The organism is Chitinophaga vietnamensis (genome assembly GCF_902167635.1).
GTDB lineage: Bacteria > Bacteroidota > Bacteroidia > Chitinophagales > Chitinophagaceae > Chitinophaga > Chitinophaga vietnamensis.
In genome coordinates, this window is sequence record NZ_CABHMS010000002.1 from 816,920 (window position 1) to 835,500 (window position 18,581).

The following is an 18,581-nucleotide window of genomic DNA, read 5'->3' on the forward strand; positions in this document are numbered from 1 at the left end:
AATCTGCCGAACAGTTTTAACTTTTTGTAAATATCTTTTTAATTGGTATGCTGAAGCTCCGGCAGAAAGGCATTAGAATGGCCTTAAAAACACCGTTGCAGGATGCCTTTTCCGGGCGCGGTTATCAGGAGGCGGATACCGGTGAAACGGTCCATGCTGCTGGTTTTGCGGAGAAAAGGACTTTGGTGGCGGCCCATGTTTCCCGGAACAGTTGGGAATGGCGGTAGGTTTCCAGGGCCGCTTCAGACTCCCATTGGCTGAATGTAAAAAAAGTGTTGCCGGAGGCCTGGTGTTCCCACAGTTCGAGGTGCAGGCATCCGGGGAATTGCCGGATCTGCTGTTGCTGGCGGGCGAACAGTTCCCGGAAGGTGTTGGTTTTTTCCGGATCGAATTCCATTTTAACGAGTCGGTTGATCATTGAAAGATTATTCTGACAGTTTGGTAGTACGACAGTTGTTGGTATCCGGCGGGCTGTGTGAGCTGGTCGCGGCGGAATCCCTGGAGGCCGAAGAGGCCGGCGGCATTTCCTTTATTGATGGCAATTTCAAGATAGCCGGCGGCGTTGAACAGGGCCAGTTTGGTGCCTTCGGGTACGTCGGCGTATGTTTCGCTGATGGTGCTGATCACTTCATCGCGGCGGAAGAAGATGCGGAAGCTGCGGTTGCGGCGTTGTGCATCAAATTCGCGGCGGGTGATGTTGACCACTACGTTCTCGAAGCTGTCGATGTGGATGATCTGTCCTTCGATGAAGTCTTCTCCTACGAGTGGTTGCAGGTTGTTCTTCACTACGATCTGCTGGGTAAGCGGTGCGAGCTGGCCTAGCACGGCGCCGCGGCTCAGTTCCCGTGCGGCCGATGCCAGCAGCTGGATGATGGTGAAGGTATTTTTCGGCGCATCTGGCGGCAATGGCAGCTTGATCACCTTTTCAGGCATGCCGCCTGCGATCATGGTGAGGAGGCCGTTGTCGGCGCAGCCGATGTACTGACCGTTGTGTTCCGCTACCAGCACATGATCGGGCCGGCGGTCGAAAAGATTGATCAATACGAAGTGGAAGGTACCCAGTGGAAAATAGGCAAAAGCGCTTTTGCAGATGTAAGTCGCTTGCGGCAAATTGAATGGGCTGATATGATGCGTGATGTCCGTAACATGACATTCCGGGCAGTATTGCCAGAGCTGCCCTTTGATGGCACCTACCAGGTAATCCTGCAAACCAATGTCTGATGTTAATGTTATAATGGACATGCCAGAAAATCTAAATCCCAATCACTATGCTTGATCCTTCGCCGCTAACACCCGTCATTCACACGTTTGAACGGCATCTTAATTGAGTCGCTTTCCTTTCAAAAAAGATGCCATGGGGGTTATTTCTTCAACCTGACTGCAAAGAAAGATAAAAATAACATGCGATGTTATTTTAACAGGAACTTTTTGCAGTGATATTTATATACTAACGTTAACGGCTAAAGGTAGTTAATTGTTTATCATCGGGAGGCGCTCCATATTAAAAAAGCAGGTTCACCATTTTAGCGGTGAACCTGTTGCAGCATTCGTTTTCTATTTTTGAGTCTTTACTCCAATACTAATTCCACTACTGGTATTTCTACTTCCGGTTTTTTGTCGGGCAATATGATGGCGAGGTCTTTATCATTCGCAGTAGTGATCTTTACTTCTGAATCATCATGCAGCAGTTGCGCATACTTCACTCTACCTTTGTAACCCGGCAAAACCAGTCTGGGCGTATATTCCATAAGATGTACATATAAGCGTTTGGCGGCGGGGTTATAGGTGAGCCTTGTGTTTTCTGGTGTTTTAAAATCATCGGGCGCAAATGTGCAGCCGTAAATGGCTTCGCTGTTTCCTTTCATCCATTCGCCGATATTGGCCAATGCCTTTTGGGCGCGGTAGTCGAAGTTGCCGCGGGCAGTGGGGCCTACATTGAGGATCAGGTTACCGCCGCCGCTAACTGATCCGATGAGCAGTTCGAGCAGTTCATGTGTGCTCTTCCAGGAATTTTCATCGCGGTAGTAGCCCCATGATCCGGAGAAGGTTTGGCAGGTTTCCCATGTTTTGCCGCGGTACTGCGCCAGCTCGGCCACTTTCACCTGTTCGGGGGTGAGGAAATCGGCGCCATCTTCATATTCATCGAGGTTCAAACGATTGTCGACAATAATGCCGGGTTGTAATTTACGGATCATCTTCAGCAGGTTCACGGCATCCCAGTCATCTTTTCCTTTGCCGTATTTACCGGGATAGGAGAAGTCGAGCCAGAGGATATCGATCTTCCCGTACTGCGTCAGCAGCTCTGTGAGCTGGTTGCGCAGGTACTGGCGATATTTGTTCATATCCCTGCCTTTGTTGAGTTGCGCATAGGTATTGCCTTTGTCGGTATCTACGCGTTGCGGATGCACATCGTCGATGGTAAAATCCGGATGGTGCCAATCGATCAGAGAGTAATAGAATCCTACCTTGATGCCTTCTGCGCGGAAGGCGTCTACAAACTCTCTCACGAGATCGCGTTTGGCGGGCGTGTTGGTGGCTTTGTAGTCGGTATACCTGGAATCAAAGAGGCAAAAGCCTTCATGGTGTTTGGTAGTTAGTACGGCGTACTTCATACCGGCGGCTTTCGCCTGCTTTGCCCAGGCTTTAGGATCGAATTGATTGGGGTTAAATAAGTCGAAATAAGTTTGATACTGTTCGTTGGTAAGTCGCTCGTTATGTTTTACCCATTCATGCCGGGCGGGAAGGGCATAGAGCCCCCAATGGATAAACATGCCGAAGCGGTCGTGCGTCCACCAGGCCATGCGTTTCTCTTTCTGTGCGGCTGTTTCCTGGCCGATCTTTTTCTTCTCCTGGCCATGCAGGGATGGAAGGCTGCCAGCTATGAGCAGCGCCACGAGTAAATGTTTCAGGTGCTTTGTCATCATGCTTGTTATTTGTCTCTTATCAGTAATACTTTATTGACGCGGATGGTTTGTTCTGCGGGCGATTGAAACGTTCCGGTGAAGCCCACAGTAACGGTGGTAGCGGCGTTCAGGCTGAATGCTGCCGAGGCATATTTGTTATTGTTGTTCAGCAGTTTTACTGCGCTGAGTGCCGAGCTTACATTGCTGATATCAGGTAGCGCATTGCCTGCAGCTACGAGCAGATAGGTGTTTTCCAGGGTATTGTCGATATTGGAAATATCTGCTTCAAACCTGTAAGAGCCGGCGGGCAGTGTAAAGGTCTGGTATATTTTTCCATTGGTGATGGCGCCATTGTCCCATATCCAGAGGGTGAGGCGGCCTACGCCGCCGATATTGTCGTAAGTGCCGTTCCTGGCGGCTTCGCTGTTATAGCTCCAGCCGCTCAGTTGTCCGAACCTGCCGCCAAAGGGCTGGCTGCTGTCTCTATTGAAAGGGCTGCCGGGATTTAGTATATACGTGCGCGTTATATCCTCTTTTACATTCGTAGTTTGATACGCGGTGTAGAAAGTGTCTACAGCGCTGCGGTCCGGCAGGTAGAGCGTGCGGTAACGGAAGCTGCTCATGGAAAGATAGTTTGCGAGGATGGTAACCTGCTTGAGCGGAATGGCGGGTATTACGGTATCGTGCGCGATATGATCGCTGGTGGTATATTGCAGCTGCATGCCGATGATGCCGCCGGTGGTATCGATATTGACCCATGATATTTCAGCTTGCCCGTTTTTCATTTCGGCATTGCTGAAGGCGCGCGACAGCAAGGCGTCTTCATAGAGGCTGCCATATACGAAACCGGTGGCTTCCGATTTCACGGATATGTTGCCGTCCTTATCAAAGTTATACACTTCAAATGTATAGGCTCTTTCTTCCAGGTTCTTTATAACATACCGGATGGTATCTACGCCGGCGGATCGTTTAATATCCAGTGTGGCAGAGTCTTTCCGGTTGTTCCAATAGATCTTTGAGCGGCTCACTTTCGGATCGGCGATCAGGAGCCAGGAGAGTTGCACACGGTTGCGGCCCGGCTGTATGCGCAGGGAGTCGGCCTTGCCGGTATAGATGATCTCTCCGTTCCTGATATATTTTTTATAGTCGTCCTGTTTGCTGCAAGCGCTGATGATGGCGAGTGATAACAGGATGCCTGTTATGAGACTGGTATTACGCATAAAGATTTTTTTGGTAGATGATGGATCATTTGTCGTTACCCCAGAATTTCATTTCCTGTATGTTGGCAGCATAGCCGCCGTCGGTCCAGGTACGGAGTATTTTTATCCTGATATATCGCACTTTCGGTGCATCGAGCGGCACGTTCATTTGTTCGCCGGCGATGGCGGCATCGATATCGTCCTGGGTCTTTTGTCCTACGGGTAGCCCGGAAGGCTTGATCACCGTATGTTCCAGCAGTTTGGTCCAGCTGCTCCAGCTGCCATCTGATGCGGGATTGGTGGAGCCCCATATTTCAAATTCGCGCACATTATTTTGCAGGTATATCCATTCGTTGGGGCGTTGCCACAAGCCGATGCGGCTTAGCTGGGCTGTTACGCCAAGATCGAAGGTGATCCACATGGGCATGCCATCGAGCTTGTCTGCGGAATGCCACAGGGCGCCGTTCCAGAGATTGGGAATGGGCAGTCCCCAGCCATAGCCAACATCTCCCGGCAGGTCCACCTCTCTGAAAAGATTTTTATCCAGCAGCTTTTCAAAGATGGGTGTAATATCCATGAAGAGGGTATCCGACTGATTGCCCCAGTGGTCGCGCACATAGAAGCCGAACTTCCTTTTTTCGGCAGCGAAGCCTCTCGCGGAATAGTTGCCGGCTTCCAGTTTGGTGTAGTGAATATCGGCAGGGCCGAACACGCCCAACGAATCAGTGGTGAGCGTTACGATGGCTACATCCGCAGCGCCGGGATTTTTGAATTTGATATTGATACCGCCGAAATCCGCTTTTACCTCCAGCGATTGCCGGACAAGGAGCATGGGCGGCGACAAAGGCTTAACGGTTGTTTTTACAGGATCAGATGCCGCTTCATTGCGACTTACCACATATAAGGCAATTTCGTGGGTGGCTGTATCGCCAAAGCCATCCACCACGAGGAAATTATTGTAATAAGATGATCGTATCTCCCGGCGTGCGCCAGACTGTATGGCGTATACGGCTTTCACGTAGAGGATATCTTTGTTGTCCGGCAGGTTATAGGAAATTTTTGCAGCGCCGGCCATATTAGTGACCACCACATTTTTTACTACGTCCGGTTTTTCGCCGGAGGTATTCACGGGTTGGTGGGTTTCCTTTGAACAGGCTGTTATCAGCATGATGGCAAGGAAGAAAAGCAGATGATATGATTTCATGTTATCAGCAATTGAAAGATGGGAAGATGTTTACCAGCCAAAGTTTTGCACCAGTTTAGGATTGTTGAGCAGGTCCCAGTTGTCGAGCGGCCAAAAGTAGTTGCGTACCTGGAAGCTTTGACGGTAGAGGGTTCTGACCCGATAGTAGAAGACGGGATCAGATTGTCCTACATCCCATCCGGCAACTGGTTTGTTGAGTTCGTCCATACATTTTTTCCATCGGCGGAGATCCCAGAAGCGGGCGCCTTCCATGGCCAGTTCTATCTGTCGTTCCTGTTGGATGATCTGCCGTAATCCGTCCTGTGTCTGGCATTTCGCTGGCTGGCGGGAGTAGTTGAGCCAGGATGTTTGCACGCCTGGCAGTCCGGCCCTGGCCCTTACTTTATCGATATACTGAAATGCTTCCGGCCCTGGCCCTGCTACTTCATTCAATGTTTCGGCGTAGAGGAGATAGAGATCAGCGAGGCGCATTTCAGGCCAGGCATAGGATTCAATGTATACGCCTTGTCCTTCCAGTATTTCATTTTTCCAGTTGATCAATTTTTTGGCGAAGTAGCCGGTAACGTTGTTATCATAAATATTTTTTCTTGTTTGCCATTGTCCGGCTTTGGATTCGATGTGAAATGTTTTTTTCTGCATCATCCATACGGCGCCATCAAATGCGAGGTCGGCATAGAAGCGGGGCTCGCGGTTGAAGTGCAGGGATGCGGTGGTATAGCCTTCCTGTATCAGTTCGCCTTCGGCATGTGTAGCGGTTCTGAGTTGCAGGCGGCCGGCGTAGTCCCAGGTTTTATCTTCTGTGATGGGAACGCCTTTATCGGTATAGAACAGTTCCGCCATTTTCATCGTGGGGGCTACGCTGCCTACTACCGATTCGTTGGCTATCCTGGCGGGATCGAGGCGGGGCATGGCTTGCCGCTGCATTTCGCGGGTGTTGGTGTTGGGATTGTTCCAGATGATTTCCGGGTTCCATTGTTCACAGGTGCTGTTGCGGATAGACATCTGCCGGGTCATGGTATCGGAGAGATTAAATCCCAGCTGGTTGAATGAATACAATACCATGCCTACACTTTCACATTGCTGGATAGCGGCTTTGCAGGCGTCGGCCGCTTTCTTCCATTTGCCGGCATCATATACGGGATTGAACATGGCGGAGCCGTCGTAGTTTTTGAACCCGTTATAATCGGTGTTGCCGTTGAAGAGCGGACTGGCGGCGGTGGCAAGCACGCGGGCTTTGATGGCCAGCGCGATGGGCCGGGTGATGCGTCCCAGTTCGGTGGATCTGTCGGCGATGATCTCCGGCAGGCCGGCAGCGGCGGTATCCAGCAGGTTGCTGATATAGTTGAATACCGTATCCACATGTTGCCTTGGTATCTGTGTTTGTGCGGCGGTGCTGGATATGGGCAGATTCTTGTCAATAACGGGAATAGGGCCATACATGCGCAGCAACACAAAATGATAGTAGGCTTTCAGGAATTTCACTTCCGCCACCCAGCGGTTTATTTCCGAGGGGCGCATGTCTACTACCTTATGGATATTATCAAGAAAGATGTTGCAATCGCGGAGCGCCTTGAAGTAATACGACCATTGCGACATATACACGTTATTCGCATTCTGGAATCCCTGCGCGATCTGCCAGGGCACTTCGCTGGTGCTGTAGGGGCGTACCATCCAGAACTCGTCGCCTGCCAGCAGTGCCGGGTTTCCGCTGAGGTCTGCGGAGGAGGGCAGATAAGAATAACAGGTGAAGAGATATTTCTCTGCTTCTGCGCGCATGGTGAATGCATTATCGATCGTGGCAACATTATCCGGCACTACGTCGAGGAATTTTTTGCAGGATGCCAGGCAGAGCACAAGCGTGCATAACAGCCCCCATGGCATGATCCGCCGGAGCGGTGTATATAGATTTTTCATTGTAAGTGGAATTAAGCGGTTTATCAAAGTCCGAGGTTGATGCCCAGGTTAATCACGCGTTGTACCGGATAGCCGAGGCCATCGCCCGCCATTTCAGGGTCCCAGGTTTTGAACTTGCTGATCACAAACAGGTTGGAGGCATTGGCATAGATGCGCGCATTGCTCATGTGGATGCGGTTCAGCAGGCGTTTGGGAAACGTGTATCCCAGCTCTACATTTTTCATGCGGAGGAAGGCGCCGTTGCGCATCCACCAGGTAGAGGTCTGTATATTGTTCCATACAAAGTAATCGCTGAGGCGGGGCCAGAAAGCATAGAGGTTCCTGTTGCTTTCGCTCCAGTGGTCGTTGGCGATGGCCTGAAGTAAACCATGTTGCCCGCCGCCATTGAGCACGAAAGGGGATATCCGGTAGGGGTCTATCCAGAAGGAGGAACGGGCAGATCCCTGGAAGAAGAAACTGAGGTCCACTTGTTTGAAGCCCAGTGAAAAGCCAAAGCCATACGTGATTTCAGGAGTAGTGGGCAAACCGATCGGCACGGCATCGGAGGCATTGATGACGCCATCGCCGTTTACATCGTGGTATTTGATATCTCCGCCCATCACCGCCTGGCCCCAGTTCTGGTAGGCGGAGTTGGCCACCTCCTGTTCATCTACAAATAATCTCTCTGCTATAAATCCGTATACCTGGGAGAGGGAATGCCCTACGTGCGAACGGTATGCTTCGGGATAAGTGGGCTCTTCATTCACCAGCAGTTTGCTGGTGGCATAGGTGAAGTTGCCGCGGAATTGTACGAAGGAATTGTTATTGAAACTTTTCGTATAGTCGATCGCGATATCCACGCCTTTTCCTTCTGCTTCGCCTACATTGGCTTGTATGGGGGCGCTAAGGCCCATCGTGCCGGGGATGGTGCTCCTGGTCATGAGAATGTTGGTACGATGTTCTTTATACACGTCCAGCTGGATATTCAAAGCGTTGAAGAGGCCGAGTTCCATGCCCAGGTTGGTTTTGTAGGACTTCTCCCAGGTGATGTCGCGGTTTTCGTAGCGGTTTACGTTTACCCCTGGCCGTGAGTAGGCGTTTCTCTCTCCGAAGGTGGCGCCTTTGTCGGAGGCATTCATGTTCACGTCCGACAGATAGAAGAAGCGATCATTTTCATTACCGATCTGGTCATTACCTACCAGTCCGTAAGTAGCTCTTAATTTCAATTTATCGATGGTATGCGTAAGTGGTTTGAAGAAATTTTCATTTTGCATATTCCAGGCGATACCTGCGGAGGGGAAGAAGCCGAAGCGGTGGTTGCTGGCAAAACGTTCGGAGCCATTGTATCCGAAGTTCAGTTCAGCGAGGTAGCGGCTGTCGTAATCGTAAGTGAACCTGCCGGAAACGCCCTGATTGCGGTGTGGCAGCGATGTTTGCAGGGAGCCGGCATTAGCGGTGAGATAGCTGCGTATGAGGCCGATCAGCATCCCGGAAACATTGTGCACCTTGTTGAACTGCTGGTTGTAATTCAGGGCAGCTTCCATATAGGTGGTGGTGTTGAGTATCTTATCGCCCGGTGAATAGTTCAGGTATTCGGTACCATTGGTATTGAGCGAGCTTAAGGTAGGCGTTTTCGTGTAGGGGTCGTAGCGCAGGGTATAGAAATAGGGTTGATACCTGCGTGATACATCAAAATAAGAGTAGCGTTCCGTATATCCCATGGTACGCGCGGTGAGGCCTGGCAACAGGAATTTCAGGTCTTGCTTCAATTCTACCTGTACCAACAAAGTAGATGAATTATATTGTTGATAGCCTGATACAGAATTGGCGTAAGGGTTATTATACAAGTTACCGCCATCGCCGGGAATGCTGCTGGAGCCTGGCTTTACCGCATTGCCAAACAAGGGGTGTTTTAATTCCGGCGCATAGCTGGCAGGATATACCGCCGGAAACATAACAGGGTTGGCCCAGATCGTTTGAGAGAAGAGGCCTGCGCCGCCGCCTACGGGGCCGTTGTAATCATCGAACTGCCCGTATGTACGAACGATGGCCTGTGAAGTAGGCGTGAGGTTGATGTTGACATTCGACCGCAGCGAGTAATTTTTTAATTTGATATTACTGTTGAAGTTATTGCGTTTGTCGACATTCAATACGCCGTTATCTACGTTGTAGGTGCCGGCAATGTAGAACTGTGCCACCTTACCGCCGCCTTTCAGGTTGAAGTTGGTGCGCTGGTTGATGGTGTAGTCTTTGATCAGCTGTTTGACCCAGTTGTTATTGGGATATAGCAGTGGATCATCGCCGGCGGCAGTATGGTCTATCTTGGATTGCGAATACTGTACATCTTGCAGCGGGAACCTGGTGAGCACGGCTTCATTCGCCATTTTCATATAGGTAACGTTATCCGCGAATTTGAAGTTGCGGGTATTGCTGGAGATAGAGTTTTCGAATCGCACACCGAAAGCGGTTTTCTGTTCCACGCCGGATTTGGTGCTGACGAGCACCACGCCATTAGCGCCCCTGGCGCCGTAGAGGGAGGAGGCTGTGGCATCTTTCAGGATGGAGAAGCCGGCGATATCATCCGGTTGAAGGCGGGCGAGGTCGTTGGTGCTGGATTCCATGCCGTCGATCAATATGAGCGGATCTACCTTGCCCGTACCAAACGTGGTGATACCTCTGATAAAGAAGCTGGCATTGTCCTTGCCAGGTTCGCCGCTGCGCTGATAGGAAATAACGCCGGAGAGGCGACCGGCCAGCATCGTGGTAAGGTTGCTGGTAGGGCCTTTCAGCTCTTTGGGGTTGATGCTGGTAACGGCGCTCACCATGCTGGTTTTCTTTTGTGTGCCGTATGCTACCACTACTACTTCATTTACATCCGAAACCTTTTGCTGCATCACTATTTTAAGCAGCTTTTCATTTTTCACCTGTACGGTTTGCGACAGCATGCCCACCATGCTGAAGAGAAGGCTGTCGCCGATATTTGCTTCGATGGAGAACATGCCCATGTTGTCTGTCTGCGCGTTGGTATGCAGGTTTTTGTTCACTACCGTTACGCCTATCATGGGGGCGCCATTGCTTTCTGTTACCTGGCCTTTTATTTTGATACGCTCCGGCGACAGGGGCACCGTGGAGGCAATGAGCGGTTTCTTTTTAATAATAATTGTTTTTTTGATGATGGAATAGGTGAGGGGCTGATCTTTGAAAACCTCGTCCAGCACGTATTCCAGCGGGGCTTTGTTGGCCGAGCAGGTTACGGGCTTTGCGCCGTCTATCATCTGTACATCAAATACAAAAACATAGCTGGTTTGTTTTCGTATGGATTTGAATACTTCCGGCAAGGGCGCATCTTTTACGTGCAGGGTTACCTGCTGTGCAAATCCGCTTGCTGTGGCGTGCAGCGCCGCCAGTATCAGTAAGGGTAAAGTTAGTTTCATAAAACGCGTGAATTTTTGATGGGGAGGTACACACTGCTCCCGGTAATCTGGATGTTGAATTGGTTGCATCATTGTTTTTCCGGAGTGTTGATGAAAGTGATTGATACGGGCTGTACGGGCATAGCTACGCCATGGCGCGCCTGTCGCCCTTGTTTTTCTACAGACCCTGATCAGGAAGAAATGTTAAGCTGTTGATTTTGGTTGATGGTCTTCTTATTTCATAACATGAATTTGTAGGTGATTATGGACTTACGGTAACGACATTGTTTTTGATGTTGAAATGAATGCTGCCGGTTAATTCCAGTTGACGAAGAATATCTTCCAGGCGGTCATTCCGTGAAAAGCTGCCGGCATAGTCGTTGTTGGTTATTTTTCCTTCAAACACCACTTGCAGGTCATACCAGCGGGCCAGTTCGCGCATGATGCTGCTGATGTTGCCGTTAAATTCGAAGCGGCCTTCTTTCCATGCGATGGCGGCTTCTACATCGGCATTGCTGATGCGGATGTTATTATGTTCATAGGCTACCAGGGCCTGTTGGCCGGGGGCCATGCGTTTCACGACCGTGCCGCTGATGATATTGATAGCGCCTTCGAGGAGAGAGGTGCAGCTATTGTTTTCATCTTCATAAGACATGACATTGAATCGTGTGCCCAGTACGGCGATTTTCATCCCTTTGGTTTTTACAAAGAAAGGTTGGTTGCTGCGGGCCGCCACTTCAAAATATGCTTCGCCTTGCAGGGTCACTTCCCGGGTACTGTCGTTGAATGCCGTCGGGAAACGCAGCGATGACGCGGCATTCAGCCAAACGGCGGTGCCATCGGGCAGTATCACTCGGTAAGTGCCGCCCTTGTTCGTATATACGGTATTGATAGTAGGCGTGATGGTCTGGCTGTTGTTATAAGCCAGCTCGTTGCCATGATGGCTGGCGGCAAGGCCGGCCTGTATATTCACTGATGATCCTTTGTGTTGTTCCAGGTCAACGACTTCGCCATTGCCCAGTACGAGGCGGGCATGTTCGCTTTTATGGCCGGGAAGCGGCATACTGGCTGCCACAGGGTTGGTCTCTTTTTTATGCGGCATAAACAATTTATAAGCCGCAACGCACAATAGCGATGCTACGCAAGCGGCTATGGCCGCGCGTTTCCATGTATACAGGCGCCGCGGCCCCGGAGCGTTGGTTTGCATGATCCGCTTTAATATATTATCAGCGATATCATCCGGCATAGCGCTACTATCTGCTGCGTTCAGCAGCCGTTCGTCGAGCAGCTCCCGCAGCTCGTCATCACTGGCGGATTGTTCTACCAGCAACATAAACTCCTGTTGTTCTTCCGTTGTACAGCGGCCGTCGTAATAACGTTCAAACAAGTACCTTAACCGGGATACTGCCATGTAAATGAATTTGATGAAAGTGGCTAATAAGGAGACAATAAAAAAAAGCGGATGGGTTAGTGCTGCTCAAAAAAAATTAACTACAGATCCAGAGGAGCAGCAGGAAAGTGTTGAAATCCATTCGCGCCATGCAGAAGGCGCGGATAGAGCGCATGGCATTGGCCAGGTGGACTTTGATGGTTTCCGGGGATAGTTGCAGGCGGGCGGCGATTTCATTTCTTTTCAGTCCTTCTTCTTTGCTGAGCTTATAGATCAGTTCCTGTTGAGGAGGGAGCTGTGCGATGGCCTTTTGTAATATCTGTTCATATTCTTTATACACCAGCAGGCTGTCTTTTACAGGGGGCAAGTCGGCCTTACTCAGTTCGGACTCCATGCGTTGTTGCCGCGCTATTAATTTAAGCGAGGTGAAGATATGGTTGCGGGCAGTAGTAAAGAGATACGCTTTGAAGTGGCTGATCTCATGCAGTTCCTGTCGCTTCAGCCATATTTTCATGAAGATATCCTGTACGGCATCTTCCGCCAGGGAAGCGCTGCCCAGCAGGTGCAGTGCGATAGCGTATATGCGATGACGGTAGTGGTGAAAGAGCGGGACGAAAGCATCATCCTCGTTTTGGGCGAGCTTCAATAAAAGATTTCTTTCATTGTAAACAGTTATTTCCATAAAGTGGTTGCAGTACAACTAAGTTAGGATATTCGGCAAGACAGAGTTGGGCGTAAATTCGCCAGCTATGATATTATTTTATCCTTCCGCTATGCCTGCTCCGGATCTCTTTTTAACGGGAATGGCTATACGTGAGCGTCTTTTGAGGGTTACATTTATTTTCTGCCACGAATATTTGGAAGTTATTTTAGAATGATTACCTTTGCACACCGTAAAATAAAGACGAGAATGATTCCGTAGCTCAGTTGGTAGAGCAATACACTTTTAATGTATGGGCCCTGGGTTCGAGTCCCAGCGGGATCACAGACAACTTACAAACCTCGCGCTGGTCGCGGGGTTTTGTTTTTTAGTTGAGCGTTTAGTCGAGTTCCTATTGTATAACCCCGATTTCTTTCCCGTACTTTATACAGGTTAATCAGCTTTTACTAAGATACGAAATATCCTTATTGGGATTTACGCATTCCACTATGTTTGCTATATTTTTAGTGTTTAAGTAATGAACAGATAAATGGTTTTACATACTGCCCTAATTTTGTAAATTCATTGAAAATTCAATCTTGAAACATGCAGCAAGGAAATTGTAGACTTTGTACCAAATTTGGTCAGTTGACATATGAACATGTCCCGCCTAAAGTAACCTTTAACAAAAATACCCGATATAAAAGTGTTCCTTTTTTGGATTACATGAAGATGCCGAATCCTTTAGAAAGTAAGTTTAAAGGAAAGGTAGAACAAGGAGGTGTTGGTTATTATTCGTTGTGTGGTACTTGTAATAGTTTTTTAGGAAGTAACTATGTAAGATATTATCAGGAGTACTCAAATATGTTCATTCAGTTTGCAAAGAAAAAAGAATTTAACATGTTTGAATTCGCTATCCATAATTTCAATGCATTGAATGTACTGAAACAAATTGTGTCGATGTTCTTTTCTATAAATGATGATACGTTTTCCAAAAATAATAGGGAGCTTGCAGAATTCGTACTTGACCCCAAATCCAATAAATTCCCGAGCCAATTTAGAGTTTTTAACTACTTAAATACCGAGGGACAGCTTAGAAACGTCCCAGTGATGGCATTGGGTAATCTAAGTTCAAAAGGAGTGGTAGTAGGGACTGAATTAGCTTTTCCCCCTTTGGGACATATACTAACAATTGATTTTGACGGACAATTACCTTGCCATCAAGAGATAACTTCATTCAAGGATTATAAATTTGATGAAACTACTTCATTTGACTTCAAAGTTTACCGTCTACCGACATATCTCCCAATTTTACTGGACTATCGTGACAAAGAGACAATTAAGAAGTCAATTGATGGATCATTATAGCTGATAGCCATTGGATCTCTATTCTAAAAACTCAACTGACAATGTATTTATGGTGAAAAGTGATTTGAGAAGTATATCTGCTCCTACCTCACGGTAATTACTCCCCGTGATCTTAAAATATTCTATCGCCTTCTGACAGCTTTTGTTTGCATTGCTGAATCTATGTGCTATCATTCCTGATCGCAGATTTTGCAGGTGTCGTAAGAACTCTAGTATATCAGGATGTACTACTCCTTTACTTCTAAGAAATCTTTCAAGTTTGCTAATACCTTTCTCATTTTCAACTTTTTCTAGCTCTTTAGTCAGCATCCCTTCGTTTAAGCTATCTATAGTAAATTTTACAACATTTAGCATTTGGTCACAGAATTCACTAACACTTTCGTTTGCCGGTAGATGTAATGCTTCGAAATGCAACAAATCCGCTCCAACAGGAGTTTTGTAAAATTCCCATCCGAATTTTTTCACCCATTTTTTGTTGAATTCACTATATTCCTGTTTAAAACGGACATCAATAGCATCTGACTTTCGCGCCCAGTTCCCCATTATCATTGTATCGTAATACGAACCGCTAATTCCCATTTCTGGAGATGGCGGAATATTATAGTGCTTCCAATGAAGTTGTTCTTTTTGAGGCAGCATTCTAAGATCATTTAGAAATACAACTACATAGTCATTGTTATTGTTATCAATTTTCAGGCTTAGGGCTTTGGATGTTAGACTAAACCCATCTACTGTATACTTTTCGGGATTACTGTAGTATTTCTGAAGTACTTCTTTCTTAAAATAGACCGGTGTAAAGAATTTATGCTCTTCAGAATCGCATGGTACAGCTTTTTCTTCACCATCTTCATCATAACCTATTATAAAGGTTTCATGGTCAGTATTTTTATCATACCATGTTTTACCACTTTTTTTAGGGTCAAATGGTATTATTATTTTACCTAATATCCAACTTTGAAGATTTTTATTATCCAAATATGGAATATATCTTATCAAGTGGTTGTAATTGGCATCGTTTGATACATAGTCTTTGTCTTGATATTTAGCATCATAGTCGCTTGGGGTTCCGGTGGCCATTACCATATACTCAAAGCATATTGAGAAATGAAGTTGCCTTATGGAAATATATTCCATTAAAAATTTTTTCTTTATACGAACATTAGTTCCGGTAATTACTAATACTTCCTCAGTGTCACCAATTTCATTGAAAAAGATAAACGTCCTATCATTTTTAGAACCTTTTTCATACAATTGGAAATAGTTTACAAACTCCTCTGAAACATCAATGTATCTTTCGTCTATATGTGTGAAGTACTTATAATACAGAAAGGGCTCAAAATCTTTTTCCGAAAAGGATTGATAAATAGATTTCCACTCACCCTCTTCGTATTGTCCAATAATACAAGGTCTTCCTTCTTCGCCTTTGTGAATCCCCCATTGATGGCTTTTTAGATAATCTTTTAATGCTTCTGGTTTGACCAAGCAACAATAAAGACTATCATCTAAATCGCCCGGAGGTCTACATATATCTATCCAACCGTCTTTCGTAAATTTATTTTCAATTTCTTTATATGCTTTTATTAAATTAAAAGTGTCTTTTTCCATATATAAATTAATGATATATTATATGTACCAATGCAAAGTAGTACCCAAGTGCGCAGCATATCTGCGCATATATAAGTGAATTTAAGGCGTTTATTAGATATACTTGTTATATATGTCTATAATTGCATATGAGTCCAGAAATTTTTTATACGTCGATCAGTAGGTAAATGGCCTGTAATTAGTTGGTAATTGTTTATTGCTCCTATGATAAAGTCCTCAGCCTCAGATTGAAAATCGTGAGTAATATTATTATTCTCTCCTGAATCATTGTGTTTAAGCTCATTCTTTATCCTGTTTCGCCTCCTCTGTACTCTCCCAATGGACGGTTGCGGTCTTTTGAAATATTGAGCCAGTTGATCAAAAAAATACTTTTCATCAATTAAGGAGTTCCTGTTCGTTTGGTTTTTTGCTATTTGTCCGAGTATTTCTTCAGCTACGCCACCTAGTGTGATGGATGATATATAATCACCTTTGTTATATAGTCCGATGGATGCTCGCAATTGAACTAATGCTACACCGATTTTGGTTATGCTCTGTTTCATCTGGGAAAATTTAGGATGATATCAAAAACATGATCATTTTACCCTCTTATAAATAATGGGATTGAACTATAGCTGCTGTGTCTGTTATCCGACTAATATACGGGATATGATAATATTGTTAGGTATTCATTAACAAAAATAAGCGTTGGGATATGATCTTCAAATTTGTAAATTTATATGCAGTAGAAAAATTTTGGAATCTAAATAATAAAGGATATGAGAAGTTTGAACATGAAGCAGTTGAAATCCTTTTTCACCTTTGATCTCCCCGTTAAATACTGTAAGTACCCCATCTAGGTAACAGCGATTAATTGGAGTTTCTTGATTTTTGCAACTCCGTTTTCCATTCGCAAGGCGTCATGTTCTTCAAAGATTCGTGGGGTCTTCTCTGGTTATATTCTTCGATCCAGACATCGGTTAATTCCCTTACCTGGTACAAGTCCTCAAAGATATAAGCATCCAGGACGGCTTCTCTGTAAAGACGATTAAATCGTTCGATATAACCATTCTGCATTGGTCGGCCTGGTTGAATGTATTGTAGCCTGATATCATGCTGATGGCACCACTGTTCAAAGTACGCGGAAGTGAACTCCGGGCCATTATCAGTTCTTATCGCGGCTGGTTTCCCTCGGTATTCAATAATTTTTTCCAATACCCGCACAATTCGGCATGAGGATAGTGAAGTATCGATTTCTATACCCAATACCTCCCGGGAGCCATCATCTATCACGTTAAATGTCCTGAAGCGTTTGTTTCCGGTCAGGCTATCACTCATGAAATCCATACTCCAGATGACATTAACATTGGTTTGCCGCTGCAATGGTTGTTTGATACGAGCTGGCACTCTCCGTTTGAGCTTCTTCCTCTTATTCAGTTTAAGCAGCCTGTATACCCGATATACTCGTTTATGATTCCAGTGGTGGCCGGCACGCCTCAAATAGGCAAATAGCTTGCGAAAGCCGTAGGAAGTATGCTTAAAAGCAAGGTCCTGAAGGGCATCAATCAGTACCTGGTCATTTCTACGACTACGATAGTAAAACTTCGAACGGGGAAAGGAAACTATTCGACAGGCCCTGCTCACAGAAACACCCTGATCTGCGACCAGTTCTTCTGCTACTTGTCTTTTTGTGGAAGGGCCCAGCCTTTTTTTGTGAATAGATCCTTCAGTATCTGATTGTCAAGGGACAGGTCAGCATACATTCTTTTGAGCCTGGAATTTTCTTCCTCCAGGTCTTTGAGGCGCTTCACATCTGAAGCCTCCATGCCTCCATACTTGCTTTTCCAGTTATAGAAAGTGGCTTCAGAAATGCCGTGTTCACGACAAATGTCCTTTGTGGCAAGCCCGTTCTCCTGCTGCTTCAAAATAGACACAATCTGGGTTTCTGTGAATCTGGTCTTTTTCATGATGGTAGTTCAGTTTAAATTTAACCTTTTTTATCTAAGTTTAAACTGTTACCAGAATAGGGATACTTACACCAGGGTGCGAATATGAAATATGAGTATAGCCAGCTGTTTTGGTATTACCAAAACATAGCTGGCTATACCAATATATTGTTCTAATTGATCAAGATTTCACTTCATAAACTTCATGTAGATGATTCTCCAATCTTTCAATATGAGGGCGTAAAAATTCTTTACTATCAGAGTTGAAATCGTAAGCTAGTAATAAGAGGTCGCGTAATTGAAAGACCATCAGTACTATGCCTGTATTAATCTTGCTTATCCTGTTCTCTATGGGAATATCTTTGGATAGAGAAGTCCAATGGCTTAGATGATCATATTTCGAATAGAACGAATAAAGGTCATATACTTGGTCTTTTGTTATTAGTGAGGGGTGGGTTGATTCTTTATAAAGATCTTTAATAACGACTTTGTAGCCTCTTTTAAGTTTAGGTTTTGCAAGACTAAGGTCGAAAGCTTCAGGAAATAGGCGGGCAAATTTCTTTGCTCGTATTTCTTTGTCAACTTCCGTTAGGTTACCATTATTAAAGATCTCTGTTATAAAATTTTCTGTGCCATCACTTATAAATTTGTAACATAGATCATTTACCATACAAACTAATTCATTCCTATCTGTGCCTGAATATGAGAAAACACTGTTTTTTATTCTAATTACCATTAGTGAGTCCATCATCATTGACCTTATAAGAATACCTAATGGAAACTCCATTTCAGTGTCTGTATCAAGCTCATGATATAGTTTTTCTATAGCTATTGTAATTTTTCGCGCTTTTTCAACTCCGCAGAAAACAAACCGTAAAATGGTATCCTGATTTTTACTGGAAAAGTAATTCCGAGCAAGCAACGAGATACCTTTAATGATTGTGAGATGCTGAAGTGATGGGGTATTTACTTCCATTTATTCTTATTTAACATTAAGGAATACTGGAAGAAAACAGTGATCTATTAATAATTGTTTATTTT

The 18,581-nt window shown here is 45.9% G+C and carries 14 protein-coding genes and 1 tRNA gene; 2 read left to right on the plus strand and 13 right to left on the minus strand.

Annotation, left to right across the window (positions count from 1 at the left end):
• Positions 1-124: 124 nt before the first annotated feature.
• The 9 genes from FPG75_RS07515 to FPG75_RS07555 all read right to left on the minus strand — a co-directional run bounded on the left by FPG75_RS07515 (position 125) and on the right by FPG75_RS07555 (position 12,684).
• Positions 125-418, minus strand: coding sequence for a putative quinol monooxygenase (locus FPG75_RS07515; RefSeq protein ID WP_143306147.1), 294 nt, complete (start codon positions 416-418; stop codon positions 125-127).
• Complete coding sequence (locus FPG75_RS07520; protein WP_143306148.1) at positions 415-1,242, minus strand: SAM hydrolase/SAM-dependent halogenase family protein; 828 nt, start codon at positions 1,240-1,242, stop codon at positions 415-417. Before FPG75_RS07520 ends, FPG75_RS07515 begins: the two co-directional genes overlap by 4 nt.
• Positions 1,243-1,568: 326 nt before the next feature.
• Positions 1,569-2,924, minus strand: a complete 1,356-nt coding sequence (locus tag FPG75_RS07525; protein ID WP_236652740.1) for an alpha-L-fucosidase — start codon at positions 2,922-2,924, stop codon at positions 1,569-1,571.
• 5 nt (positions 2,925-2,929) lie between these two features.
• The gene (locus FPG75_RS07530) at positions 2,930-4,123 is read right to left on the minus strand and encodes a DUF4998 domain-containing protein (RefSeq protein ID WP_143306149.1); all 1,194 of its coding nucleotides are present in this window, start codon (positions 4,121-4,123) and stop codon (positions 2,930-2,932) included.
• A gap of 25 nt (positions 4,124-4,148) precedes the next feature.
• Positions 4,149-5,306, minus strand: coding sequence for a DUF5000 domain-containing lipoprotein (locus FPG75_RS07535; RefSeq protein WP_143306150.1), 1,158 nt, complete (start codon positions 5,304-5,306; stop codon positions 4,149-4,151).
• Positions 5,307-5,336: 30 nt separating this feature from the next.
• Positions 5,337-7,220, minus strand: a complete 1,884-nt coding sequence (locus FPG75_RS07540; protein ID WP_236652741.1) for a RagB/SusD family nutrient uptake outer membrane protein — start codon at positions 7,218-7,220, stop codon at positions 5,337-5,339.
• Between the two features lie 23 nt (positions 7,221-7,243).
• Positions 7,244-10,633 carry a SusC/RagA family TonB-linked outer membrane protein gene (locus FPG75_RS07545; RefSeq protein ID WP_143306151.1) on the minus strand — a complete coding sequence of 1,130 codons (3,390 nt, stop codon included), beginning with the start codon at positions 10,631-10,633 and terminating at the stop codon, positions 7,244-7,246.
• 241 nt (positions 10,634-10,874) lie between these two features.
• Positions 10,875-12,023, minus strand: coding sequence for a FecR family protein (locus tag FPG75_RS07550; RefSeq protein ID WP_143306152.1), 1,149 nt, complete (start codon positions 12,021-12,023; stop codon positions 10,875-10,877).
• A 76-nt stretch (positions 12,024-12,099) separates the two neighbouring features.
• A complete protein-coding gene (locus FPG75_RS07555) occupies positions 12,100-12,684 on the minus strand; it encodes an RNA polymerase sigma factor (RefSeq protein WP_143306153.1) in 585 nt (194 codons plus the stop codon).
• 230 nt (positions 12,685-12,914) lie between these two features.
• Here FPG75_RS07555 and FPG75_RS07560 point away from each other — a divergent pair.
• Together FPG75_RS07560 and FPG75_RS07565 are read left to right on the plus strand one after the other, a co-directional pair.
• A tRNA-Lys gene (locus tag FPG75_RS07560) sits at positions 12,915-12,987 on the plus strand.
• Between the two features lie 261 nt (positions 12,988-13,248).
• Positions 13,249-14,010 carry a hypothetical protein gene (locus tag FPG75_RS07565; RefSeq protein ID WP_143306154.1) on the plus strand — a complete coding sequence of 254 codons (762 nt, stop codon included), beginning with the start codon at positions 13,249-13,251 and terminating at the stop codon, positions 14,008-14,010.
• An 18-nt stretch (positions 14,011-14,028) separates the two neighbouring features.
• Here the strand turns inward: FPG75_RS07565 and FPG75_RS07570 are convergent, their stop codons facing one another.
• The 4 genes from FPG75_RS07570 to FPG75_RS07585 form a co-directional block, all read right to left on the minus strand.
• Positions 14,029-15,615 carry a hypothetical protein gene (locus tag FPG75_RS07570; protein WP_143306155.1) on the minus strand — a complete coding sequence of 529 codons (1,587 nt, stop codon included), beginning with the start codon at positions 15,613-15,615 and terminating at the stop codon, positions 14,029-14,031.
• A gap of 116 nt (positions 15,616-15,731) precedes the next feature.
• On the minus strand, positions 15,732-16,157 hold the full coding sequence (locus FPG75_RS07575; protein ID WP_143306156.1) for a hypothetical protein: 426 nt from the start codon (positions 16,155-16,157) through the stop codon (positions 15,732-15,734).
• Between the two features lie 307 nt (positions 16,158-16,464).
• A protein-coding gene (locus FPG75_RS07580) for an IS3 family transposase (protein WP_143305938.1) occupies positions 16,465-17,561 on the minus strand; the annotation gives its coding sequence in 2 pieces (ribosomal slippage) (positions 16,465-17,315 and positions 17,315-17,561; 1,098 coding nt in all).
• Between the two features lie 160 nt (positions 17,562-17,721).
• Entirely contained in the window at positions 17,722-18,516 is a 795-nt protein-coding gene (locus FPG75_RS07585; protein WP_143306157.1) for a hypothetical protein, read from the minus strand.
• Positions 18,517-18,581 lie beyond the last annotated feature (65 nt).